The sequence below is a fragment of the Serratia sp. H402Y genome, assembly GCF_051172415.1.
Taxonomy (GTDB): domain Bacteria; phylum Pseudomonadota; class Gammaproteobacteria; order Enterobacterales; family Enterobacteriaceae; genus Serratia; species Serratia ureilytica.
In genome coordinates this window covers 1,152,465-1,174,230 of sequence record NZ_JBPIYZ010000001.1, presented here as the reverse complement: position 1 = coordinate 1,174,230, position 21,766 = coordinate 1,152,465, and the positions used below count along the sequence as shown (strand labels likewise).

Genomic DNA, 21,766 nt, shown 5'->3' with positions numbered 1-21,766 from the left:
AGGTTTTCATGTTCGATGCTCGCAAGGCGACGCCGCTTCCCGCACGCTGGTGTTGCGCGCTGCTGGCGCTGCCGCTGGGCTGCGCCGCCGCCGATGGCTACACCTTCGATCCCGCGCTGCTGCGCGGCAGCGTGCTGAGCAACAGCGCCCTGAGTCAATTCAACCAACAGGACGCCGTCGCCCCCGGCAGCTATCAGATCGATCTGTACCTCAACGGCCAGTTTCTCGAGCGCGATCAAATTCGTTTCGTGCGCGATGGCAAGCAGGTACTGCCCTGTTTCGATCGCGCGCAGCTGACGCGCTTCGGGCTGAAAAATCCGCCGTCGGCCGAAACGGCATGCCTGCTGCCCGGCCGGGATCTGAAGGACATCACGGTGAACGCCGATATCTCGCGGCTGCGCCTGGATCTGAGCATTCCGCAGGCGCTGTTGAACGGCCAGCCGCGCGGCAGCGTCAATCCCGCCAGCCTGGACGGCGGCGAATCGATGGTCTTCGTCAATTACAACCTCAACCAGTACCACGTCAGCTACCGACAGGGGCAAACCCGCGACCTCGACTCGACCTACGCCAACCTGAACGGCGGGTTCAACCTCGGGCTCTGGCGCTACCGCCAGCAATCCAGCTACCGCTACGATCGGGAGTTCGGCGGCCACCTGGACACCAGCCGCCGCTACGTGCAGCGCGCGATCTTGCCCTGGCGCAGTGAAATGCTGCTGGGCGAAGGCTTTACCGACGGGCACTTCTTTTCCGGCCTGGGCTTTCGCGGCATTCAGCTCAGCTCGGACGATCGCATGCTGCCGGATTCACAGCGCGGCTATGCGCCGGTGGTGCGCGGCGTGGCGAAAAGCAACGCGCGCGTGACGGTGCTGCAGGGTAAAAGCACGCTGTACGAAACCACCGTGGCGCCGGGGCCGTTCGCCATCAACGATCTGTACGCCACCAACTACGCCGGCGATCTGACCGTGGTGGTGACCGAGGCCGACGGCAGCGTCAGCACCTTCACCGTGCCGTTCGCCGCGGTGCCGGAATCCATCCGCCCCGGCCAGTCGCGCTACTCCGCCATCGTCGGCCGTTCCCGCTACGTCGGCGATAACGATCTGTTCAGCGAACTGACCTGGCAACACGGCCTGACCAACGCCCTGACCTTCAACGTCGGCAACCAGCTGGCGGACGGCTATCAGGCGATGATGCTGGGCGGCGTGTACAGCAGCGAACTGGGCGCCTTCGGCATGGACACCACCTATTCCCACGCCAGCCTGCCGGACGGCGGCGCCTCAGGCTGGATGCTGCATCTCTCTTACAGCCGAACCTTCAGCCCGACGGACACCACCTTATCCATCGCCGGCTACCGTTACTCCACCGAAGGCTTCCGCGATCTCAGCGACGTGCTCGGCGTGCGGCGCGCCGCCGTCACCGGCCAACGCTGGCAGTCCGATTCCTACCGCCAGCGTTCGCGTTTCGAGGTGGCCGTCAATCAGGGCATGGGCGCGTTCGGCAGCTTGACGATGTCCGGCTCGACCCAGGACTACCGCGATCAGCGCGGCCGCGACAATCAGCTCCAGCTGGGCTGGGGGAAAACCTTCGGCAACGGCGTGGCGCTTAACCTCTCCGTCACCCGCACCCGCAGTCTGGGCTACAGCAACGGCGACTATCGCGGCTACGGGCCGTTGGATAACGTCTACAGCGCGCCGCTGGCGCAGAACACGCAAACCGTCACTGCCCTGTCGCTCAGCTTCCCGCTCGGGCGTTCGTCATCCGCCCCCAGCGTCTCGCTGCTGGCCAACCACAGCCAGGGTCAGGGCGGCAACTATCAGGCTGCGCTGTCGGGCAGCGTCGGCGACGAACAGCCGGTCAGCTACGGCCTGAACTTCACCACCGACGACGATCGCCAACAAAGCATCTGGGGCGGCAACCTGCAAACCCGCCTGCCTTACGCCAACGTCACCGGCTCGTTCTCCACCGCGCGCCAGTATCGACAAGGCTCACTGTCGCTGCAGGGCGCGGTGGTGGCGCACCGCGGCGGCGTGACATTAGGGCCGTATGTCGGTGATACCTTCGCCCTGATAGAGGCGCCCGGCGCCAACGGCGCGCAGGTGATGGGCGGCCAAGGCGCGCGCGTCGATCGCTTCGGCTATGCGCTGGCGCCGGCGCTGGTGCCCTATCACTACAACACCGTCGCGCTGAACCCCGAGGGCATGAATGATAAAGCGGAACTGGAGGACGGCCAGCAACGCGTCGCCCCGTACGCCGGCGCCACGGTGCGCCTGCGCTTCAACACCGTGCGCGGCCAGGCGCTGCTGATTACCGCACAGCGTCCCGACAACGCGCCGATCCCGATGGGCGCCAACGTGTTGGACAACGCGGGCAACAGCGTAGGCATGGTTGGCCAGGCCAATCAGGTGTATCTGCGCAGCGACCGGAATGCCGGCACGCTGACGCTGAACTGGGGCGACGCGCCCGGCCAACAGTGCACGCTGCACTATCGCCTGCCCGCCGCGGAAGACAGCCCGATTCAGCGGCTCAGCGCCCCGTGCCGCTAACCCGTTTAACTTATCTCAGGAGAGACGATGAAACGCATTTCTTATCTGGTCGCCGCCCCGGCGCTGTTCGCCCTGTCGCTGTTCGGCGCGCCCGCGGCGCTGGCGCAATGCACGCGCGTCGCCCCCTGGATCGACTCTGGCTGCGATCCTTGCGGGGTGGGCACGGCGCTGGGTCGGGTCAACCTGACCAGCACCTATCTGCAGCCCGTCGGCACGCCGCTGGGCACCAGCGTGTTCGATCTGACCTCCGGCACCCGCTATCCCGACCCAAACAAGGTGCTGTATGAATGCGATGCCGGCGATGTTGGGCAAATTTATGAAGTCTTCGCCACCAACGGCGACGATCGCGTCGGCGGCTATTACGATCTTGGGGCCCAGGACGGCAACCCCAACTACTACGCCACCTACTTCCCTTACGTCGGCATTCGTTTGACCCATCTGGATTCCGGCAAGGTTTTTACCCGTTACTGGCAGTCGGCGCCGATTACCCGCTACGCCACCGTCGGCAACAAAATCCAGATCCGGGTGAAAGACTTCAGCGCCATCCGCGCCGATCTGATCCGCATCAGCTCGCTGCCGGGCGCGGGCGCCAGCAACTACTGCGGCTACAGCGCCGGCAACCCGCTGGTGGGCATGGCGTCGACCACCGGCAATTCGAACTATACCTGCACGCAGCCGAACGGCTATGTCACCTTTCAGGGGCCCGGCATCGCCTCGGATCCTATCGGCAGCGACTCCGCCACCAACTACGCCACCTGGGGCACCGGGCGCTGGAACGCGATGGGCATGGGCACCGCACCGATCTCTTCGCTGACCTATACCGCCACCTGCGTGGCGCGCAACGTCACGCCGCTGGTGATCCTGCCGACCCTCTCCGTCAGCCAACTGACCGCCGGGCAAACCTCGCAGGCGCAGTTCACCCTCAATATCGAATGCGACAACGCCGCCGTGTCCGGCGTCAGCAGCAACAATACCGCCCTCGGCCTGCAGGTGCCGTATGAAAGCTATGTCGCGGCGCAGCGGCTCGGGTTGGTCAGCGCCAACGGCGGCGTAAGTTACCTGCTCTCCAGCGGCTACGGCACCGACAGCAGCGTCGCCACCGGGGTGGGCATCGCGCTCGCCAACGCCGGCAACGGCGCGCCGATGAACTTCGTCGGCTGGGCGCGCTGCAGCGCCGGGCAATGCCCGCAGGGTAGCGACGCCGGCTGGTATCCGGTGCTCAACGGCGCCAGCGGCGGCGGCAGCACCGCAGCGGGGTTTACCCACTACACCACCCAGCTCACCGCCACGCTCGCCCGGCTGCCTGGCCAGACCGTCACCGCCGGCAAGGTGGATGCCAGGGCCTACGTCTGGGTTAAGGTGCAATGATGAGAAAGAAATACCTGATTATGGGATGCGCCCTGCTGCTGGCGCTGACCTCCATCGGCGCGCAGGCGGGCATCATCGCCTCCGCCACGCGGGTGATCTTTCACGAGGGCGAGACGGAAAAAACCCTGATGCTGCTCAACACCAACGGCTACCCGATCGTGGCGCAAACCTGGGTCGATAACGGTGACGTCAACGCCGCCCCCGAACTGTCTCGCGCGCCGTTTGTCGCCCTGCCCAGCGTATTCGCGCTGCAGCCTTCGGCGCTGAAAGGGCTGCGGATCCTGTTTGCCGGCGCGAACCTGCCCGCCGACAAAGAGTCGGTGTTCTGGCTTAACCTGTATGAGATCCCGCCCACCCGGCCGACCACGCCGCCGCTGGCGTCGCGCGTGACGCTGGCGATGAACACCCAGATGAAAATCTTCTACCGGCCCAGGGCGCTGAAGGGAAAAGCCGAAAACGCGGCCGAGGCCGTCTCATTCACGCTGCAAAAATCGCCGGACGGTTATCTGCTGCGCTGTCAAAACCGATCGGCGTTTTATCTCTCGTTCGCGCGCATCGCCGTGCACGCCGACAGGCGCGATTACCCGGTGCGGCAAGAAAGCGACATGATGACCGCGCCATTCAGCTCGCGGGATTATCACCTCGACGGCGTTTCGGCATCCGCGCTCCCCTCTCGGGTCACCGTTCAGGCCACCCTCATCAACGACCAGGGCCAGCAGATCGTCAAGCCATACACAGCAAACCCATAACGATAAAAAGCAGCGCATTTTTTTAAGTACAGGAAATAGGGAAAATGAGTCTAAGCAGATTCCAGCTACAGTTTCATCTGGAGAAACAGGCCAACAACATCAGGCAATCAGCGGCGTTTCACACCGCCATCGTCAAACACGGGGAATTATTGAGGGAGACCTACAAGAAGCATCCGCTGTTTTACAAAATCATTTTCAGGAACAGCCGGTTCATCATCTGCTCCACCATCCTGTCCATTTATTACCACCAGCCCGCCGCCGCGCTGAAAGACATCAAAGCCTTTTTCAAAGGGAAGAATATGATCAGCGAGAACTCCCTGGATTCCTTTCTGTTCTTTTTACGGGTCGGGCGCCGGCTGGAGGTCAAACCCTGCGAGCATGACAAACGCCAGTTGCGCTATAAGCCTACGCCGCACGCGCTGGCGGAAACCCAGGCGCTGATCGCCTCAATGGCGCGGCCTTATCAGGCGCTGGCGCCACAGATGCCCATCGCGGCGCTGCTGGCGGCGCCCGACTTTCTGCCCACCTTTTTCGCCGCCTACGGGCAACTGATGCTCAAGGAGATCTACCTGATCGACCTGGTGCAACAGTCCGGGCTGTTTATCAGCAAAGACGCCGGCCACATGGTGTTGTTGATGCTGTTTATCGAAAGCATCCGACAGGACTCCCCCTTTCTGCTGCTCTCCTCGGCGAAAATCGCCAAGTCGTGTTCCGTCTCTCGCGCTCACGTGAACCGCATTCTGCAGGCGGCGGAAAAATCCGGCCTGCTGACCACCACCAATAATGTGGTGATCGAACTCAACAGTTCGTTTTTCATCATGGCGGAGCGTTATTTCAGTCTCTATTTCGCGATGGTCGAATTCGGGCTTGAACACGTTTGGCAAAACTGGCAAGAAGGCCAGACAGCAAAACCGTAAGTTGACGCCAAGACTAAATCGTCACATGCCCAGAGGTGAAATACTCACAAGACAGGCAATACGGTGTAAAAATCATCCTATAGAGAAATAGCGGTTCTACCCGATAAGAACCGCTATAAAGCCTCAATATGCTCTTATTCTCAAAGCATCGGCAGTTTCAATCCAAACCTTTTCGCGGCAGCAACGGCTTGCTCATAGCCAGCATCGGCATGGCGCATCACGCCGGAACCGCAGTCGTTGACCAACACCCGAGCAAGCCGCCGGTCAGCCTCATCACTGCCATCGCACACGATCACCATTCCCGAATGCTGCGAATATCCCATCCCCACACCGCCACCATGATGCAAACTCACCCAGGTAGCGCCGCCCGCAGTATTGAGCAATGCATTCAGCAACGGCCAATCGGAAACGGCATCGGTTCCATCCTTCATGCTTTCGGTTTCACGATTGGGGCTGGCGACGGAGCCAGTATCCAGATGATCTCGGCCGATAACAACCGGCGCGCTAAGCTCCCCTCTACGCACCATCTCGTTGAAAGCCAGGCCTGCCAGATGACGCTCGCCCAACCCCAACCAACAGATACGCGCCGGCAATCCCTGGAAAGCAATGCGCTCACGCGCCATATCCAGCCAACGATGGATATGCTGGTTTTCAGGAAACAGCGCTTTAACCTTGGCGTCCGTTTTGTAGATATCTTCCGGATCGCCTGATAACGCCACCCAGCGAAACGGCCCTTTGCCCTCGCAAAACAGGGGGCGAATATAAGCCGGCACGAAGCCAGGAAAATCGAAAGCATTTTCCACGCCCATATCGCGTGCGACCTGGCGAATATTGTTACCGTAATCAACAGCCGGCACACCCATGTCAACGAAATCAAGCATTGCCTGCACATGAATGGCGCAGCTAGCGGCTGCGGCGTCAGCCAACCTGGCATGCTGCCCCGGATCGCGTTGCGCTGCTTTCCACTGCGCCACGCTCCATCCCACCGGCAAATAACCGTGGATCAGGTCGTGCGCAGACGTCTGATCGGTAACCAGATCGGGTCGGATACCGCCTGCATGCGCGCGTTTAACCAGTTCAGGCAACACCTCTGCGGCATTGCCCAGCAGGCCTATAGAAACCGCCTGTCCGGCCGCCGTGTGCTCCTTGATCAAGGCGATAGCTTCATCCAGATCTTTTGCCTGTTTATCGAGATAGCGCGTACGCAAACGAAAATCCAGGCTACTCTGCTGACACTCTATATTCAACGAAACCGCGCCGGCCAATGTCGCCGCTAACGGCTGCGCCCCGCCCATCCCCCCCAGCCCGGCGGTGAGGATCCAGCGTCCGGTCAGATCCCCGCCATAGTGCTGGCGGCCTGCTTCGGCAAATGTTTCAAACGTACCCTGCACAATGCCCTGACTGCCGATGTAGATCCAACTACCGGCAGTCATCTGCCCGTACATGAACAATCCCTTGCGATCAAGCTCGCTGAAGTGTTCCCAATTGGCCCACTGTGGAACCAAATTAGAATTGGCGATTAACACTCGGGGAGCATCGGTATGGGTGCGGAATACACCAACCGGTTTTCCGGATTGAACCAACAGAGTTTCGTCTTCATTGAGCGCTTTAAGTGAGGCCAAAATCTGATCGTAACATTGCCAATTGCGCGCAGCGCGACCGATACCGCCATACACAACCAACCCTTGCGGGTTTTCGGCGACGTCGGGATCCAGATTATTTTGAATCATGCGATAGGCCGCCTCGGTCAGCCAATTTTTGCAGGTCAATTCGTTGCCCCTGGGAGCACAAATAGTCCGGGTGGAATCGAAACGAGGATCGAGAGTATTCGTCATGGTTTGTCTCCTTCAACATGACAGACATCATGGTTCGCCAGCCTGGTCAGGCAGGCTACAGAAAGGCGTACCGCTCACATTAAAACGCCCGTTGAAAACGCCGCCGAGAGCTAAAAGGAACCGTACAATCAACGACGCATTTATTGACGAGCCCATTCGCATCACTCCCGCCATAGAGCGGCAATTGCGAGGGATCAAGGGAAGTGCCGGGCAGCAAAGCGCTGACATGAATATCGCGTTCAAGTCGGGCGCGCGTACTCATAGCCCAGAGGACATCACGCTCCGAATAAGGGTCAACATCCTCATCCACCAGTAACACATTTTTGAGTGACGGCACCTCACCGAGCAATCTCTTGGCTGCGTCGATAACGCGCAGGTCATCACTGCAAGCGCGTTTAACGACTTGCAATACGGTAAGCAAGTGACCGCCGCCGGAAGGCAGAGCCGCGACGCGACAAAACAGCCTCTCAAGCCCCTCTGTTTTTAGTCGGGCGAGCAGCGAACACTCTTGGCCTAAACCAAGCAGAATGGATTGCTCCACACCAGGACCCGACAGCGTCTGATATATCGCCCCGGCGCGGTGGCTTACCGCCTGAACCTGCAGTGTTGTGGCCATACCACATGGCGAGCGATAACCGAGATACTCAGGTAAGGAAAAACCGGCCACCTCCGCTGTCTCCGGTTCTTTTTCCGCCCCCAACATCCCTTCTATAACGATCTCGGCATGGGCGATATATCGCCCCGTATTGGCGTGACATGGCGCAATCTCCACCGCATTGCCGCGCAGGGCCCCCGCAACGCCTAACTCGTCGCTACCGTAAGAAAGACAAGGCCGAGTCAATGTCGAAGCCAGATAAATGGCCGGATCAAGCCCGATATTGACGGAAATCGGCAGTAGCTCTCCGCGCGCCAGATGTGTCGAAAGCATGTGTTGTAAGTGACCACGAGAGTCAATCGCCACCACCGCCGAATCCTCTTTGAAGGTAACTCGGTGGTAAGAACAATTCGCGGCTCCGGTTCGATTATCGTGCGCATAGATCAACCCCAACGTCACCGTCGGCCCAGGATCATCTTGCAGATAACGTAGGATCGGCAGCAAAGCCAGGATTTCAGCAGGCTTACGCACGTTGTGAAAGTTGCGTTCCTCCCCGCCCAGTAATCTGGGCGCTATCGGCCTATTCGCCGCCTGCAACAACAACTGAGCATTTGATATGTCTGCGGAGTAACGTCCGAAGGGATCCAAAAACAGCCTGCAACGACGGCGATTACCAAACATCCCCATCAAAACGGGAAACTCGCCCCGCGTTGGTCGTCGATAAAGCCGTAACGGTTGCTCATCGGCAAACCAGGAACCGCCAGGCTGGCGATAGGCATCGAGAAAATCTTCAATCATCTCCACCTCGGGAGAAATCGATCTCTCCACCGGGGTAATCTCATCCCCTGCTTGCCGCAACAACGCCAAGGCAGAGCGCAAGTCATTAGGCAATAGCATTTGACTCCTCCCTCATCCCATCCGGGAAGTACAGCGAGAAGCCAAGACGATCCCCAACGCAGACAGCAGCGCCGCCATGCCGGCCAACGCAATAGACAACGTGTAACTCTGATACAAATCATACAGCCAACCGGCGGCGCTGCCCCCGCCAACGGCGGCGATCCCCACGGCGATATACAATGCCCCCAGAATGGCGCCCAGATTGGCGGTGCCGAACCATGTACTGGCCACTGCCGGGTACAGCGCAATACAGCCGCCGTTGGCCGCGCCGAACAACAGCGCGAAAATCGCCAGCGCGGTAAAGCTGTGCGCCACACTCCAAAAACCGCATAACAGGGCCAAACTCAACGTGACGATAACCAAAAAACGCCGCGCGCCCAGACGGTCGCCTATTCGTCCCAAAACCAGACGGCCGCCGATATTGCCCACGCCGATCAAACCGATGAGCAGATTGGCTTGTGTTACATGCAGCCCCTGTTGCTGCGCATAAGGATTGATATGAACCAACGCCAGGAACAGTCCGATAGAGCCGAAAAATATCGCGATAAAAAACCACCAAAATTGAGCTCGGCCAGCGGCCTCTCGCAGCGTGACGCTACCGCTGAAGCCTGGACGCTGCATTGAGGTCACCTCAACGGAACGAAGCCCATCGGGATATTCGCCCACGTCCTCTGGCCGGCCTCGTAAAATGAAGGCGGCAGCCAACCCCAACACGGCGATAGCGACGGCATACACTTGCAGAGTGCTTTGCCAGGACAAATGTCGCATCAGCCCACCGGCCACCATCGGCCCCACCAGCGTTCCCAAGCCGGTGCCAGCCAGCGCCAGGCCGGAAGCCGAGCTGCGATGAACGACGAACCAGCGTTGAATGGTTGAAACAGCCGGCACGTAAACCAATCCGACGCCAACCCCTACCAACAGGCAAAACGTGAGCAAAAACGCCGTCAGTGACGACGCCAGCAGGCTACTGCCGAAGAATCCCAGCGAAAGCAGTAAAATACCAATGCCGGTTACCGTCCTTACCGAAGTACGATCGCTCCAGGCACCGGAAAATACCCCAACGGCATAGTAAATTAACGCCGTCAGCGAGAAGATTGAGGCGGTAGAAAAACGCCCTGCGTCAAAGTTCGTCTGTAATGCAGTAAAAAATGCCCCGAATGAGTAAGCAGCGCCAAAAATAACCGCCAGTAAAAGATGAACGGCACCGACCATGTACCAACCGCGGAATTTTCTTTCCTTGACCATCACAGCCTCCTTTTTATTTAATAATTAACGCCGACAACGACCGAATGCTCGCCGCTCACATCCACTTCAATAAGCGATTGCACCGAGATCCCCGTCGCCTCGAACACGCGCCTGGCTCCACCATAATTGCGTTTTTCCACCACACATAAGATGCCTGATACATCAGCCCCTGCTTTCCGCACTGCACAAACCAACCCCACCAATGTTCCGCCAGTGCTGATGAGATCGTCCACGATATAAACGTTATCGCCGGGCTCCACGCCGTTCAAAAAGAGGCTGCCGCCGGTATATTCGCAATCGAAATCAACCTTAACCTGTCCTTCAAGACCGGATGGGTACCAGCGGGCAATGCCGTATGACAGGCCTGAAAGCAGCGAAACGGCAGCCAATAAACCGCCTCCTTTGTCTTCCTCCCCCACCAGCTTGGTTCCCGGCGGAAATTGCGCCGCATCGCAGACTCGCCTGGCTGCTTCACGCAAGAGTTCAGCCGGGGTTGCCGGGATCTGTTCCGTCAGAGCATTCAACAAAAACCGCCGCCCCTGAATCTCCACCAAAGGCTGCCGATCAAAAGACGCCTTGAGGATGTCCTCTTGCCCACTCTCAGCCGGCGCCTGCACGCGAAGGCGATCGGCATAGGCGACAGCGTCAAAAAAGGTTTGGAGTCGCACAGGGTCCTTACGGCGCGCGGACCGAGAGACGCCAGAACAGACATCAATGGCCGTGGGGAAACAATGCTGAATCAGATGGCTGACATTGCCGGCATGCAGTCCACCCGCAACAATTACCGGCCGCGCAAATGTTTTGTTTTTCAACAAACTCCAATCGAATGGCTTTCCAGAACCGCCGCTCAGCCCCTCGACCTGTGTGTCCAATAGGTATGCACTAACCTGATAGTCGTTTATCCTGTCCAGAGCCAAAGTGCTTTCGAGATGGAAACTTTTAATGACCGGGACATCAAATGCCTGGCAATACTCATTCGTTTCGTCACCCTGAAGCTGAATCGCTGTCAGGCCGCAATAACATATAATGTTTTGCACCCATTCCCTGGGTTCATTGACAAACACGCCGACCACCTGAGTAAAAGGCGGCAATCGTTCAATGATCGAACGGGCTTCGTCGGGCGAAACCTGACGTGGACTTTGTGAAAAAATGAACCCCAATGCATTGGCCCCCGCGTTTAATGCCGCCAGAGCATCCTCAAGGTGCGTGATGCCGCAGACTTTCACTCTCGTTCTCATTCATCGTCTCCTTGAATCGTTTAAGAACCTGATACGCCCGCCCGTTATCCAATACTTGCCGCACGAGTTTCGCCGCCTCGCCAAAGGAGCGCGTCTTGCCGGCCAACACCAGCGCCGTCGCGGCGCTCACTATAGTCGCGTTGCGATAGGTCCCCCGCTCGCCGTTAAGCACTGCCAGGCAGATTTTCGCGTTACGCTCCGCAGACCCCCCTCGCAGCGCCCGTAATTCACAGGCAGGGACCTCAAAATCATCCGGCTGCACGGAAAACCGACCTATACAGCCATCACTTACACACAGGACCTGGGTTTCTCCCAGGCAACTGACTTCATCCAAATCTCCGGCACCATGTACGATAAAAGCCGTCACCTTGCCCAACCTCACCAGCGCCTCAGCCATGGGATACAAAAGCGAAGCATGCGCAACGCCTATCAGTTGGTGCGTCACGTTAGCAGGATGAACCAACGACCCACTCAGATTAAACAGGCTACGAACACCCAAAGCGCGCCGTACAGCAGTCAGCCGTTCAGGAAACGCATACCAAGACGAAGTAGAGAGAAACGCGAAGTTGCTCGTTGCCAACGATCGCCGCAGCCACGCTTCATCACCCTTGCGCGAAACATCAATGCCCAACGCCGACATCATGTCGCTGCTGCCGCTGACGCTGGTCACGCGACTATTGCCATGCTTGATCACTGGCACGCCAGTTGCGGCCACAACCAAGGCTGCCGTGGTGGAAATATTGAAGGTCCCGCTCCGGTCTCCTCCAGTACCACCGATATTCAACGTAAGCGGCAAACCGCTTACCAATGGCCGGCAACGTGCCGCTATTGCGTCAACCGCACCGGCGATCTCATCAGCGGACTCGCCCTTTTGTGCCATAGCGACGAGCAACGCGCCGATCTGCATATCATCCAATTGCTGTCCCAGCATGGCCTGGACCAGATCTCGGGTCTGTTCCCGGCTCAAGCTAAGCCGTTTTTCAACCAAGATTTGCAAGACGTTTCTGAATCGCTCTTCCAGCGGTTTTATCGACAGCGTTGCGTTCATGTTTCCTCCAATCCCACCCGCAAGAGATTCATAACCTCAGTCAAACTCTGAATACTGCCAAATACATAACCGATGTTCTCAAGCGCCGCCTCATGTCGCACTTGACGCGTCCCCGCGACGCACTCGCGCGGCACTATGACGCGATAATCTAATTGCATGGCGTCCTGAGCAGTCGCACGAACACAAACATCCGTGGCAACACCGGTCAGAACGACGGTATCTACTCCCATCCCACGCAGCAGAAGATCCAGGTCGGTGGCGAAGAACGCACTGTAACGGCGTTTGATTAATACCTGATCGCCAACCTGTGGAGATAAGTCTGCGATGATCTCAACGCCACGGCTCCCTTCGAGGCAATGAAGTGTCTCGCCGTAGTCAAGCTCCCGGCCGAAGTCCACACGGTTGACGCGGTGGCTTTCCTGGGTATAGATCACCGGGATGCCCGCACCGCGCGCAAAGCTCAACAAAACTTGAAGCGACGCGATAATCTCCCGCCCTCCTTCGCAAGGAACAGGACCATCTTCATCCAGAAAGTCGTATTGCATGTCGATCACCAAAACGGCAAATCGACGTGTCCGATTGGGGGGCTGAGTTGCTTTTTGACGTTGCATCTTTCTCTCCATGAATGACCGCACGGTGCCGATATTCGGTCTGGGTCAGGCGAAATACGTCGTGACGAGCTCTTGCAATGCGCGATGGCTTTCACGTACGGGTTTCAATTCATCCAAATGATCGAACCCCATGACATGCAACACACCGAATCCGCCAGACAGCGATTGCATTTCTTCTATGCGTTCACGTACCGTCTCCGGCGATCCAAGGAGCCAGCAATGCTTGGCGCAATACTCGACGGTGACTTCACTGTCGGGTACATCCGGGTGATGTTTGAACAAACCAAGCGCCTTGTTGCCGGCGATCATCGGCAAGTAATCCTCACGAAAGTAACGTCCCATTTCGCCTTCGACAGCAAGCCGCCATGCTTGCGCATCTGTGTCGGCGATCAGAATAGGACGACTGACACGCCATGTATCCCTGGCCGGAGGAACCCTTCCATTCAATGCGGCGCCCTCTTCAACAACTTGCCAATGGGTATGGAGATACTGCGGCGTAAAACAAAAGCTGATAGGGATCCAGCCATTACGACCGGCAATCTTTAACGTCGAGGATGAAGGTGAAAGGCCGGTCACGCCTACTGGCGGATGGGGTGATTGATAGGGCTTGAGGTGATAACCGGAGGTTTTATCCCACTGATCCGCCGGCCGACGCGCTGTCCAATACTTACCTTTAAATTCGAATGGCCCATCGCTATTCCAAAATCGCATCATGATCGCTATCGATTCTGCCGTCATCTCCCGATGCACACCCGACTTATGATCTATGTCGAACATGTCGAGATCCAACGTGGTACCGCTGGCGCCAATTCCCACCATTAATCGCCCCTTCGATATATGATCCAGCCAACAAATGCGATGAGCCAACTCGGCTGGATGATGAAACGGCAGCATAAAGGCGCCCGGCGCCAATTTTATGCGCTCAGTCTGCAAAATGGCTTGAGCGATGAGCAAATCTGGAGAAGGGCACGGTTCAGCCGGCATCGTATAATGCTCGCCAATCCAAGCCTCATCAAAACCGATTTTGTCCAAAAACCTAAAGGTATCAAGATCGTGGTAATGCCCATCGTGCAACGAGCGATAACGCGGATGTGCCGGCATTAAAAATGCGCCAAGTTTCATGTTCGATTATCTCCTTGAAGCGTAAAATCCCGATTAGCACGTGATATACGGCAAATTGACATTCAACCCATCAATTTCATTCAAATTAAAAATGAATTAATGCTTAGACATTATTAAGTCGTAAAATTAAACACCTGAAAAAGTTAACCACGAAAAGTTAAGATGATTATTGAACATTACTTTCCCCTTAAGTATATAGTTGTATAGACAAGGCAATGGCAACACGAAATTGCTTAATTTGTGATCAATAACAAATTCATAACAATTAGCCATGAAGAAAAAAAGACATTACTGGTTCAAAAAAAGAGGCAACGTGAAGTGTGCAAAAGTGAGACAAAAAATGGCCAACCTTACTGTTAAATAAAGAAAAAATAAACATCCCCGCGTGAATGATTGTGAGAAAGATGAAACATTTCTCCCAACTTGGTTTATTAACATAAGGAAACAACCAAATACAATAATTAGAATGACACGCATTTGTAGTTATATTCCAAGTGAATAATTAAACATAAATGCATTTTTAAATATGATGGATTATAGTTTCATTTACGCTTTACCCATTTTATTGAGAAAGGTATATTTACCAAACATCAATATAATAAATATCTCTGGAGAAATATCTTGCAAAATAAACTCACCATCCTCGCGGGCATAGCCACCATTATCGGCACCCTCTTCGCTGGTTATTCTGCCTTTTCATCTTCAACGGAAACACGCAGTCAGTTCGTTAATGGCAGCGCGAATACGACGATTGGTAGTAATAGCGGAAATATCACCATCACTAACACACCGGGTGAAAAGGCGCCTCAGCTAGTGCTGAAGCGGCCGATGCCTTTAATTGCTCAACCCAATATGGGTAACTTGTTGGAACCCACCAAACATATTTGCCAGCTCATCGCCGGCACACAGGTCGCATTGACAGGTAAAAGCGCTGCAATGGACATCGGCAATGCGGAATGGAAAGAAATCTCCATCATTACCGGCGAATGTGCCGGTCAGCGTGGCTGGATCACCTCAACGGCGCTCACCTACCAATAATCGAGTGATATTGCCCCCTTCATTCCGCTATCGGAGCCGACACTCACCGGGCCCGCAATACCCGATCGATCAATCCCCAGGCCGCCGCTTCGTCGGCGGTCATAAAGCGATCGCGATCCAACACCCGCTCCACTTCCTCTTCGTTCAGGCCGCAATGTTGGGCATACAGCCGGATCACCCGGTCTTTGGTGCGTTTCATTTCCTCTGCCTGGATCAGAATGTCGGACGCCTGCCCCTGAAAGCCGCCCAGCGGTTGGTGCACATGCAGGCTGGCGTTGGGCAGCGCCATGCGGTGCCCCGGTTCACCGGCCATCAGCAGGAACGACCCCATCGAGCGCGCGGTGCCCATGCACAGCGTATGCACCGGGGCGCGGATATACTGCATGGTGTCGTAAATCGCCAGCCCGCTGGTGATCGCCCCACCCGGCGAGTTGATGTACAGGTGAACCGGTTTTTCCGGGTTTTCCGCTTCCAGAAACAGCAGCTGGGCGCACAGCATTTCGGCCACGTCGTCGTTGACTTCGCCGTTGAGGAACACGATCCGATCGCGCAGCAGGCGCGAGTAAATGTCAAAGGAACGTTCTCCCCGGCTGGTCTGCTCCACCACCATCGGGACGAGCATCATCTTCTCACGCATCGGTGAACTCCTGGGTTGGCAACAAAGAGAAAGGTGTTTAACGCGTCAGGCGGCGCGCATTACCGTCGTCGGGCCATCGTTGGCGGCGTCGAGCTGGTGGATAATCCGCAGCAGGCTGCCGCCGCCGGCGTCCGGCACTATCTGCAGGGTGACGACGCTTTCGAGAAACGGCGGTTGGCCGTCGCGCAGGCGATAGCTCACCGCTTCGCCCGGCGTGGCGGCCAACGGTTCTGCCTGCGCCAGATCTCCCGTCGGCAGCCACTGCTCGCGCAATTCGGGCACGCTGAGCGCTCGCCACACTTTTTCCGGCGGCGCATCAAGCGAATATTCCAACACCAGCCGTTCCTGCGGCGGCGGCTCGGCCTGTTTGTTCATTGATCCATGTCCTTCAGCAAGGTTTGCAGCGCGTCGATGCGCGCCGGCCAGTAAGCACGGTACTTCGCCAGCCACTGCGCGATCTGCGCCAGCCCCTCCGGGTCGACCTGGTAATTGACGAAGCGCCCCTGTTTCGCCTCGCGCACCAGTCCGGCATTGCGCAGCACCGCCAGGTGTTGCGACATCGCCGACTGGCTGATGGTCAGCCCTTCGCGCAGCGCGCTGGCGTTCATGCTGCCGGCGGCGAGTTTGTCGAAGATGCAGCGGCGGGTCGGATCGGCCAACGCCTTGAAGATGTCATTTTCGTTCATACAAACACATTAGTATTCACTTATGTATTATGCAACCGAGCAAGGCATTTTTTGCTGCAAAAGAAACTCCGCGCCGCAGCGCGGAGTGAATGGACGAGGCATGATCGCGCTTATGAACGGATCGGGATCACCAGCACGTCGATATTCAACTGGTTGATGGCGTTGCGGGTGGAAGAAAACAGATTGCTCCACAGATCGTGGTGATGGCCGAACACCAGCAGATCGATGTCTTTATCCACGATCGCCGTGCGCAGTTCGTCAACGAAGCCGCCGCGCCCGATAATCACTTCCGCGATCGGGTAATTGACGTTTTGCGTGGTGGGTTCCAGCTCTTTGCGGATCTTCTCTTCGAACGGCACGCCGTCGTCGCTGCGCTCAGAAAAGCCGATCGCCGCGTGGTAGGTGTCGTAGTGAACGTCCACATAGATCAGCGAGAGTTTGGCCTTCAGCGCTTCCGCCAGCAGCACCCCCTTTTCGACCAGCCGTTTGCCGTCATCGCTCAGATCGGTGGCGATGACAATATGGTGGTAACACATAGCGCCTCCTGTCATGGACTCGGTAGAGCCGAGGCTCCGATATCACGCCGGGGTCATATCGTTATGGTTAATTTTAGTTCAGAAATGGCGCTCGTGGCGGGAGGTGATGCGGTGGGAAAGCCCCGTTGCCGGGGCTGAAAGCAGAAATTACTTCTCGCGCTGCGCCTCAAACCAGACGTTGCACAACGACAGGATCAGCGTGTTGGCGTCTTTCACCAGCACGTTGTCGCCGGGCACCCCTTCGGTGCCTTGATCGGTGATGCCTTTGATGGCGGTATCGGCATGCTGAATGGCCACGCGCTCGACCGACGGCGTGCTGATGCCCAGCATCGGGAAATCGATGTAGGAACTGCTGCCGGCGTTGTCCTCGACAAACTCCTGCGCCTCTACGGTGCTGACGGTAGCCCCCTCGCTTTTCAGCGCCGTGCCGTTCCAGCTGAACGCATCCGCTTTATAGCTGATCTTGCCGCCGATCAGGCTCTGCGCCTGCTGCTGATCCCAGCAGCCGGTGGTTTGGGTCGGCACGATTTTGCTGACGCGCCAGTTGCCCAGCAGCTGTTTAGGGATCGGCCCGGTATCGCTCTCCGCCGCCCGAACCTGAGTCGCCGAGACGCAGGCCAACACCACCAGCGGCAGCAGCGCCTTGCTCCAAGTGTTCAATCGCATTGTCTTTTCCTTCGTTTCAGTACCCAGTCTGCCCTCGCGGGCCAGCGGCTATCATAATAAGCCCGCCGATTCGCCGTCAAAGCAATCCGCATCGCGCCGGGCGGCGGCTACTCATAGCCAATCGCTATTAGTCATAGTGAATCAGTATTTTGTTTTAGCTCAGCGATTACCTACAGTCACTGCCACTATTCTTCCCGCCTAAATTAGCAGGCAATGTTGACAAGGACCCTGGGGAAATGACATTTACGCTGAAAAACCTCACGCTGGCGCTGGCCGCCGCCGGCACGCTGTTGCTGACCGCCTGCGGCCCGACCGCACAGGACGATCACCACATCAAGGTCGGCATCAGCGCCGGCATCGATCAGTCGCTGTGGGCGGTGGTGCAGAAAGTGGCCAAGCAGAAATACGATCTGGACGTGGAGGTGGTGACCTTCAACGATTACGTGCTGCCGAACGAAGCGCTGAACAACGGCGATCTGGACGTCAACGCCTTCCAACACAAGCCGTATCTGGACAAACAGATGCAGGAGCGCGGCTACAAGCTGGCGGCGGTAGGCAACACCTTCGTCTACCCGATCGCCGGCTATTCGAAGAAAATCACCGCGCTCAGCCAACTGCCGGACGGCGCGCAGGTGGCGGTGCCGAACGATCCGACCAACCTGGGCCGCTCGCTGCTGCTGTTGCAAAAACAGGGGCTGATTACGCTGAAAGACGGCGTCGGCCTGCTGCCGACCGCGCTGGACATCGTCAGCAACCCGAAAAAGCTGAAAATCGTCGAGATTGAAGCGCCGCAGCTGCCGCGCGCGCTGGACGACCAGCAGGTGACGCTGGCGATCATCAACACCAACTATTCCAGCCAGATCGGTCTGTCGCCGGCGAAGGACGGGCTGTTTGTCGAGGACAAAAACTCGCCTTACGTCAACATCTTCGCCAGCCGCATCGACAACAAAGACAGCGAGAAAGTGAAGGATCTGGTCAAGGCCTATCAGACCGATGAAGTGGCGGCCAGCGCCGCCGAAATCTACAAGGGCGACGCCGTCAAAGGCTGGTAACGCCGCGCGTAGGGCCCGTGGCGCCTGGCCACGGGCGAAGACAGCCTCAGCCGCGCTGGATGGAAACGCCGCCGTCCACCAGCATTGCGGTGCCGGTGACGAACGAGGAAGCGTCAGACGCCAAATACAGCGCCGCCTGCGCGATCTCCTCCGGCATCGCCAACCGCTTCAGCGCGTGCAGCTGGGCCACCTGCGCCAATGCTTCCGGGGTATTGCTCATCTGCCGCCCCATCGCCGTGTCGGTGCCCCCCGGCAGCAGCGCATTCACCCGAATGCCGTGTCCGCCAAATTCCACCGCCAGCGCCTGCGTCAGGCCGATCAGCCCCGATTTGCTGGCCGCATAGGCCGCCGTACCGGGAAACGCCGCGGTGTGGCCGACGAACGTGGAGGTGAAGATCACCGAACCCGCGCCGCGCGCCTGCATGGCGGGGATTTGATATTTGGCGCTGTAGTAAGCGCTGGACAGGTTGGTTTCCAGCACATCGCGCCATTCTGACGCGCTGAGCGCCAGCGACGGCCCCAGCGGCCCCAACGTGCCGGCGTTGTTGAAGGCGATATCCAGCCCGCCGAATTCATCGACGGCCGTCGCCGTCAACCGTTCGGCGAAGGCTTCGTCGCACACGTCACCGGCTACCGCCAACGCCCGGCCGCCCTCGCGCCGAATGTCCTCCACCAGTTCAGCCAGCAGCCGCTCGCGCCGGGCGCCCAACACCAGCGTCGCCCCCTGCCGGGCGAACAACAGCGCCGCCGCCCGCCCGATCCCCGAACTGGCGCCGCCAATCACCGCCACCTTACCGTTCAATGCGTTCATCTCTTATCCTCACACCGTAAAAGAGCCTCAGTGTGACGCAACATCCGGCGCAGCGCTGGCCGCAAGCGGACATGCAATTGGCGCCATGAAAAAGGCGCTGCAAGCAGCGCCCCGGCAACGCGGATCCGACGGCGAACTCACGGTTTGGCCGCGTATTTCTCCTGATTGGCCGGCGTCACCAACTCGAACGGGATCCAGTAATACGGCTCAAGCTTTTCGCCGTTGATCATGCGCTGCGCCACATCGACCGACGCCTTGCCCTGGCCGACCGCATCCTGGAACACCGTGATCTGCATCTTGCCGGAGGCCAGCGCCTTGAGGCCGTCGGGCGTGGCGTCGATGCCGCCGATCAGCACGTTCTTGTCCGCTTTGGCGGCCTGCTGCAGCGCCATGATCGCGCCGATCGCCATCTCGTCATTGTTGGCGGCGACGATGTCGATCGTTTCGCCGTTGGTCAGCCAGTTCATCATCAGGTCCATACCTTCACTGCGTGAATAGTTGGCGCTCTGTTTCTGCACCACCTTCATCTTCGGGTATTTGGCCACCACCTGCTCCACGTCTTTGGTGCGCTGCAGCGCGCCGGCGTCGGTCAGGTTGCCGATCATCACCGCCACATTGCCCTGATAGTTGGCCAGCCGCGCCAGTTCTTCCATCTGCAACGTGCCGGACTCCCGCTCGTCGGAACCGACGAACACCACTCCCTGCGGCAGCCTGGCGTCGCCCGGCGTGCGGTTCACGTACACCAGCGGCACGCCGGCGGCCTGCACCATTTTGGTCATCACCGGCGTGCTGGCCGAGTTGACCGGATCGACGATAATCGCGTCCACCCCGGCGCTGATAAAGCTCTGCACCTGATCGGTCTGGCGGCCGACGTCGCCGCGCGCGTCCTCGAACTGCACGGTAATGCCGCGCGCTTTGGCCTCCTTGTCGATCGCCTGGCGGATAATGGTGAGGAAGTTCTGGTCGAAATAGGCCATCGATACGCCGATGGTTTGCGCCCATGCCGGCGCAGAAGCGCACAGCGCCGCCGCCAGCCACAGCCCTTTCAGAAAGTTCATGATGTGTCCCCCCGGGTAAAAAAACGCCGCCGGCCAACCTTGGCGCCGGCGGCAATTCACGGCAATCAGTGTTTTTTGCGGTTGCGACGCATGTCGATCGACACGGCGGCGACGATAATCACGCCTTTGATGATGTCCTGAATGTAAGAATCGACGCCGATAAAGGTGAAGCCGCTTTTGATAAGGCCGAGGATCACCGCGCCGATCAGCGTGCCGGTAATGCGCCCGACGCCGCCCATCAGGCTACTGCCGCCGATCACCGCCGCGGCGATGGCGTCCAACTCATAGGACATGCCCATGCTCGACTGGCCGCTGCTGACGCGCGCCGCCAGCACCACGCCCGCCAGCCCCGCCAACCCGCCGGCGATGGTGTAAACCGTCACCAGGTACTTATTGACGTTGATGCCGGAAACCCGCGCCGAGGTCATGTTGCCGCCGATGGCGTAGATGTATTTGCCGTAGCGGGTATGCTTCAGCGCGATGTGGAAGATCACCGCGATCACCAGGAAGATGATCACCGGCATCGCGCCCTGGCCGATCGCCGTGAAGCCATCCGACAGGAAGCTGACCGGGTTGCCCTTGGTGTAGTACTGCGCCAGACCGCGCGCCGATACCATCATCCCCAGCGTGGCGATGAACGGCGGAATGCCGGTGCGGGTGATCAGAAAGCCGTTGATAAAGCCGCAGACAATGCCCACCCCGATCCCCGCGCCGATCGGGATCGCCGCCGGCAGATCGAGCAGCCCCGGATACATCGGCGAAATGCTGTCCGAGGTCTGCGCCAGGCTGGCCGCCACCACCGCGGTCAACGCAATCAGCGAACCGGATGAGAGATCGATGCCGGTGGTGATGATGACCTGGGTGACGCCCACCGCGATGATGCCGATGATCGCCACCTGCAGCACGATCAGCAGCAGGCGGTTCGGGTTAAGCAGGAACGACTGATCGCGCATGTACCAGCCGAGGATTTCGAAGATCAGCGCAATGCCGAGCATCACGATGAAAATACCGGTGTCTTTCGGCATTTTGCCGCTCAGCCCGGAGAACAGCGATCCCTTGCCCGTTGAATCGGCGGAGAGCGGCTTCTCAATCTTTACGTTACTCATGATGTTCACCC

At 58.3% G+C, this 21,766-nt stretch carries 21 protein-coding genes; 6 read left to right on the top strand and 15 right to left on the bottom strand.

What is annotated here, in order from left to right; all coding sequences use genetic code 11:
* Positions 1 to 8: 8 nt before the first annotated feature.
* The 4 genes from ACSBQS_RS05995 to ACSBQS_RS05980 are packed head-to-tail and all read left to right on the top strand — an operon-like array spanning position 9 to position 5,574.
* The gene (locus ACSBQS_RS05995) at positions 9 to 2,540 is read left to right on the top strand and encodes a fimbria/pilus outer membrane usher protein (RefSeq protein WP_072627781.1); all 2,532 of its coding nucleotides are present in this window, start codon (positions 9 to 11) and stop codon (positions 2,538 to 2,540) included.
* Positions 2,541 to 2,567: 27 nt separating this feature from the next.
* Positions 2,568 to 3,908 (top strand): fimbrial protein, encoded by a 1,341-nt coding sequence (locus ACSBQS_RS05990; protein ID WP_197666359.1) that lies wholly within the window; start codon positions 2,568 to 2,570, stop codon positions 3,906 to 3,908.
* Positions 3,905 to 4,657, top strand: coding sequence for a fimbrial biogenesis chaperone (locus ACSBQS_RS05985; protein WP_232092575.1), 753 nt, complete (start codon positions 3,905 to 3,907; stop codon positions 4,655 to 4,657). The genes ACSBQS_RS05990 and ACSBQS_RS05985 overlap by 4 nt, the downstream gene beginning before the upstream one ends.
* Positions 4,658 to 4,701: 44 nt before the next feature.
* Positions 4,702 to 5,574, top strand: a complete 873-nt coding sequence (locus ACSBQS_RS05980; protein ID WP_047026272.1) for a hypothetical protein — start codon at positions 4,702 to 4,704, stop codon at positions 5,572 to 5,574.
* Positions 5,575 to 5,714: 140 nt separating this feature from the next.
* On the opposite strand, the gene hutU is transcribed toward ACSBQS_RS05980, so the two are convergent.
* The 7 genes from hutU to ACSBQS_RS05945 form a co-directional block, all read right to left on the bottom strand.
* Positions 5,715 to 7,409, bottom strand: a complete 1,695-nt coding sequence (gene hutU / locus ACSBQS_RS05975; RefSeq protein WP_047026273.1) for a urocanate hydratase — start codon at positions 7,407 to 7,409, stop codon at positions 5,715 to 5,717.
* A 79-nt stretch (positions 7,410 to 7,488) separates the two neighbouring features.
* Positions 7,489 to 8,901, bottom strand: coding sequence for a UbiD family decarboxylase (locus ACSBQS_RS05970; RefSeq protein ID WP_052764905.1), 1,413 nt, complete (start codon positions 8,899 to 8,901; stop codon positions 7,489 to 7,491).
* Positions 8,902 to 8,913: 12 nt separating this feature from the next.
* A complete protein-coding gene (locus ACSBQS_RS05965) occupies positions 8,914 to 10,146 on the bottom strand; it encodes an MFS transporter (RefSeq protein WP_353440338.1) in 1,233 nt (410 codons plus the stop codon).
* A gap of 17 nt (positions 10,147 to 10,163) precedes the next feature.
* Positions 10,164 to 11,384, bottom strand: coding sequence for a hypothetical protein (locus ACSBQS_RS05960; RefSeq protein ID WP_052764906.1), 1,221 nt, complete (start codon positions 11,382 to 11,384; stop codon positions 10,164 to 10,166).
* Positions 11,344 to 12,432: an anthranilate phosphoribosyltransferase gene (gene trpD, locus ACSBQS_RS05955; protein WP_052752684.1), complete on the bottom strand. Its 1,089-nt coding sequence runs from the start codon at positions 12,430 to 12,432 to the stop codon at positions 11,344 to 11,346. Before trpD ends, ACSBQS_RS05960 begins: the two co-directional genes overlap by 41 nt.
* Entirely contained in the window at positions 12,429 to 13,043 is a 615-nt protein-coding gene (locus tag ACSBQS_RS05950) for a cysteine hydrolase family protein (RefSeq protein WP_046686883.1), read from the bottom strand. The genes trpD and ACSBQS_RS05950 overlap by 4 nt, the downstream gene beginning before the upstream one ends.
* 45 nt (positions 13,044 to 13,088) lie before the next feature.
* On the bottom strand, positions 13,089 to 14,165 hold the full coding sequence (locus ACSBQS_RS05945) for an LLM class flavin-dependent oxidoreductase (RefSeq protein ID WP_353440337.1): 1,077 nt from the start codon (positions 14,163 to 14,165) through the stop codon (positions 13,089 to 13,091).
* A 621-nt stretch (positions 14,166 to 14,786) separates the two neighbouring features.
* On the opposite strand from ACSBQS_RS05945, the gene ACSBQS_RS05940 reads away from it, so the two are divergent.
* Entirely contained in the window at positions 14,787 to 15,203 is a 417-nt protein-coding gene (locus ACSBQS_RS05940; protein ID WP_046686881.1) for a hypothetical protein, read from the top strand.
* Between the two features lie 43 nt (positions 15,204 to 15,246).
* On the opposite strand, the gene ACSBQS_RS05935 is transcribed toward ACSBQS_RS05940, so the two are convergent.
* From ACSBQS_RS05935 to ACSBQS_RS05915, 5 genes are all read right to left on the bottom strand, one after another.
* Positions 15,247 to 15,840, bottom strand: coding sequence for an ATP-dependent Clp protease proteolytic subunit (locus ACSBQS_RS05935; protein WP_033642740.1), 594 nt, complete (start codon positions 15,838 to 15,840; stop codon positions 15,247 to 15,249).
* Positions 15,841 to 15,885: 45 nt separating this feature from the next.
* Positions 15,886 to 16,215 (bottom strand): SRPBCC family protein, encoded by a 330-nt coding sequence (locus tag ACSBQS_RS05930; protein ID WP_240290409.1) that lies wholly within the window; start codon positions 16,213 to 16,215, stop codon positions 15,886 to 15,888.
* Positions 16,212 to 16,526: an ArsR/SmtB family transcription factor gene (locus ACSBQS_RS05925; protein WP_033642736.1), complete on the bottom strand. Its 315-nt coding sequence runs from the start codon at positions 16,524 to 16,526 to the stop codon at positions 16,212 to 16,214. Before ACSBQS_RS05925 ends, ACSBQS_RS05930 begins: the two co-directional genes overlap by 4 nt.
* 110 nt (positions 16,527 to 16,636) lie before the next feature.
* On the bottom strand, positions 16,637 to 17,062 hold the full coding sequence (locus ACSBQS_RS05920; protein ID WP_434989960.1) for a universal stress protein: 426 nt from the start codon (positions 17,060 to 17,062) through the stop codon (positions 16,637 to 16,639).
* Between the two features lie 147 nt (positions 17,063 to 17,209).
* On the bottom strand, positions 17,210 to 17,728 hold the full coding sequence (locus tag ACSBQS_RS05915; RefSeq protein ID WP_033652024.1) for a hypothetical protein: 519 nt from the start codon (positions 17,726 to 17,728) through the stop codon (positions 17,210 to 17,212).
* 236 nt (positions 17,729 to 17,964) lie between these two features.
* On the opposite strand from ACSBQS_RS05915, the gene metQ reads away from it, so the two are divergent.
* Complete coding sequence (gene metQ, locus ACSBQS_RS05910) at positions 17,965 to 18,780, top strand: methionine ABC transporter substrate-binding lipoprotein MetQ (RefSeq protein WP_015377546.1); 816 nt, start codon at positions 17,965 to 17,967, stop codon at positions 18,778 to 18,780.
* A 46-nt stretch (positions 18,781 to 18,826) separates the two neighbouring features.
* On the opposite strand, the gene ACSBQS_RS05905 is transcribed toward metQ, so the two are convergent.
* The 3 genes from ACSBQS_RS05905 to ACSBQS_RS05895 all read right to left on the bottom strand — a co-directional run bounded on the left by ACSBQS_RS05905 (position 18,827) and on the right by ACSBQS_RS05895 (position 21,755).
* Complete coding sequence (locus ACSBQS_RS05905) at positions 18,827 to 19,591, bottom strand: SDR family oxidoreductase (RefSeq protein ID WP_197666361.1); 765 nt, start codon at positions 19,589 to 19,591, stop codon at positions 18,827 to 18,829.
* A 137-nt stretch (positions 19,592 to 19,728) separates the two neighbouring features.
* Positions 19,729 to 20,649, bottom strand: a complete 921-nt coding sequence (locus ACSBQS_RS05900) for a sugar ABC transporter substrate-binding protein (protein WP_434989957.1) — start codon at positions 20,647 to 20,649, stop codon at positions 19,729 to 19,731.
* A 65-nt stretch (positions 20,650 to 20,714) separates the two neighbouring features.
* Positions 20,715 to 21,755: an ABC transporter permease gene (locus ACSBQS_RS05895; RefSeq protein ID WP_033652114.1), complete on the bottom strand. Its 1,041-nt coding sequence runs from the start codon at positions 21,753 to 21,755 to the stop codon at positions 20,715 to 20,717.
* Positions 21,756 to 21,766 lie beyond the last annotated feature (11 nt).

What these genes read in the sequence shown, in the direction of transcription:
- ACSBQS_RS05995 (WP_072627781.1), top strand. Translation starts at nt 9, where the DNA reads ATGTTCGATGCTCGCAAGGCGACGCCGCTTCCCGCACGCTGGTGTTGC.
- ACSBQS_RS05990 (WP_197666359.1), top strand. Translation starts at nt 2,568, where the DNA reads ATGAAACGCATTTCTTATCTGGTCGCCGCCCCGGCGCTGTTCGCCCTG.
- ACSBQS_RS05985 (WP_232092575.1), top strand. Translation starts at nt 3,905, where the DNA reads ATGATGAGAAAGAAATACCTGATTATGGGATGCGCCCTGCTGCTGGCG.
- ACSBQS_RS05980 (WP_047026272.1), top strand. Translation starts at nt 4,702, where the DNA reads ATGAGTCTAAGCAGATTCCAGCTACAGTTTCATCTGGAGAAACAGGCC.
- hutU (WP_047026273.1), bottom strand. Translation starts at nt 7,409, where the DNA reads ATGACGAATACTCTCGATCCTCGTTTCGATTCCACCCGGACTATTTGT.
- ACSBQS_RS05970 (WP_052764905.1), bottom strand. Translation starts at nt 8,901, where the DNA reads ATGCTATTGCCTAATGACTTGCGCTCTGCCTTGGCGTTGTTGCGGCAA.
- ACSBQS_RS05965 (WP_353440338.1), bottom strand. Translation starts at nt 10,146, where the DNA reads ATGGTCAAGGAAAGAAAATTCCGCGGTTGGTACATGGTCGGTGCCGTT.
- ACSBQS_RS05960 (WP_052764906.1), bottom strand. Translation starts at nt 11,384, where the DNA reads ATGAGAACGAGAGTGAAAGTCTGCGGCATCACGCACCTTGAGGATGCT.
- trpD (WP_052752684.1), bottom strand. Translation starts at nt 12,432, where the DNA reads ATGAACGCAACGCTGTCGATAAAACCGCTGGAAGAGCGATTCAGAAAC.
- ACSBQS_RS05950 (WP_046686883.1), bottom strand. Translation starts at nt 13,043, where the DNA reads ATGCAACGTCAAAAAGCAACTCAGCCCCCCAATCGGACACGTCGATTT.
- ACSBQS_RS05945 (WP_353440337.1), bottom strand. Translation starts at nt 14,165, where the DNA reads ATGAAACTTGGCGCATTTTTAATGCCGGCACATCCGCGTTATCGCTCG.
- ACSBQS_RS05935 (WP_033642740.1), bottom strand. Translation starts at nt 15,840, where the DNA reads ATGCGTGAGAAGATGATGCTCGTCCCGATGGTGGTGGAGCAGACCAGC.
- ACSBQS_RS05930 (WP_240290409.1), bottom strand. Translation starts at nt 16,215, where the DNA reads ATGAACAAACAGGCCGAGCCGCCGCCGCAGGAACGGCTGGTGTTGGAA.
- ACSBQS_RS05925 (WP_033642736.1), bottom strand. Translation starts at nt 16,526, where the DNA reads ATGAACGAAAATGACATCTTCAAGGCGTTGGCCGATCCGACCCGCCGC.
- ACSBQS_RS05920 (WP_434989960.1), bottom strand. Translation starts at nt 17,062, where the DNA reads ATGTGTTACCACCATATTGTCATCGCCACCGATCTGAGCGATGACGGC.
- ACSBQS_RS05915 (WP_033652024.1), bottom strand. Translation starts at nt 17,728, where the DNA reads ATGCGATTGAACACTTGGAGCAAGGCGCTGCTGCCGCTGGTGGTGTTG.
- metQ (WP_015377546.1), top strand. Translation starts at nt 17,965, where the DNA reads ATGACATTTACGCTGAAAAACCTCACGCTGGCGCTGGCCGCCGCCGGC.
- ACSBQS_RS05905 (WP_197666361.1), bottom strand. Translation starts at nt 19,591, where the DNA reads ATGAACGCATTGAACGGTAAGGTGGCGGTGATTGGCGGCGCCAGTTCG.
- ACSBQS_RS05900 (WP_434989957.1), bottom strand. Translation starts at nt 20,649, where the DNA reads ATGAACTTTCTGAAAGGGCTGTGGCTGGCGGCGGCGCTGTGCGCTTCT.
- ACSBQS_RS05895 (WP_033652114.1), bottom strand. Translation starts at nt 21,755, where the DNA reads ATGAGTAACGTAAAGATTGAGAAGCCGCTCTCCGCCGATTCAACGGGC.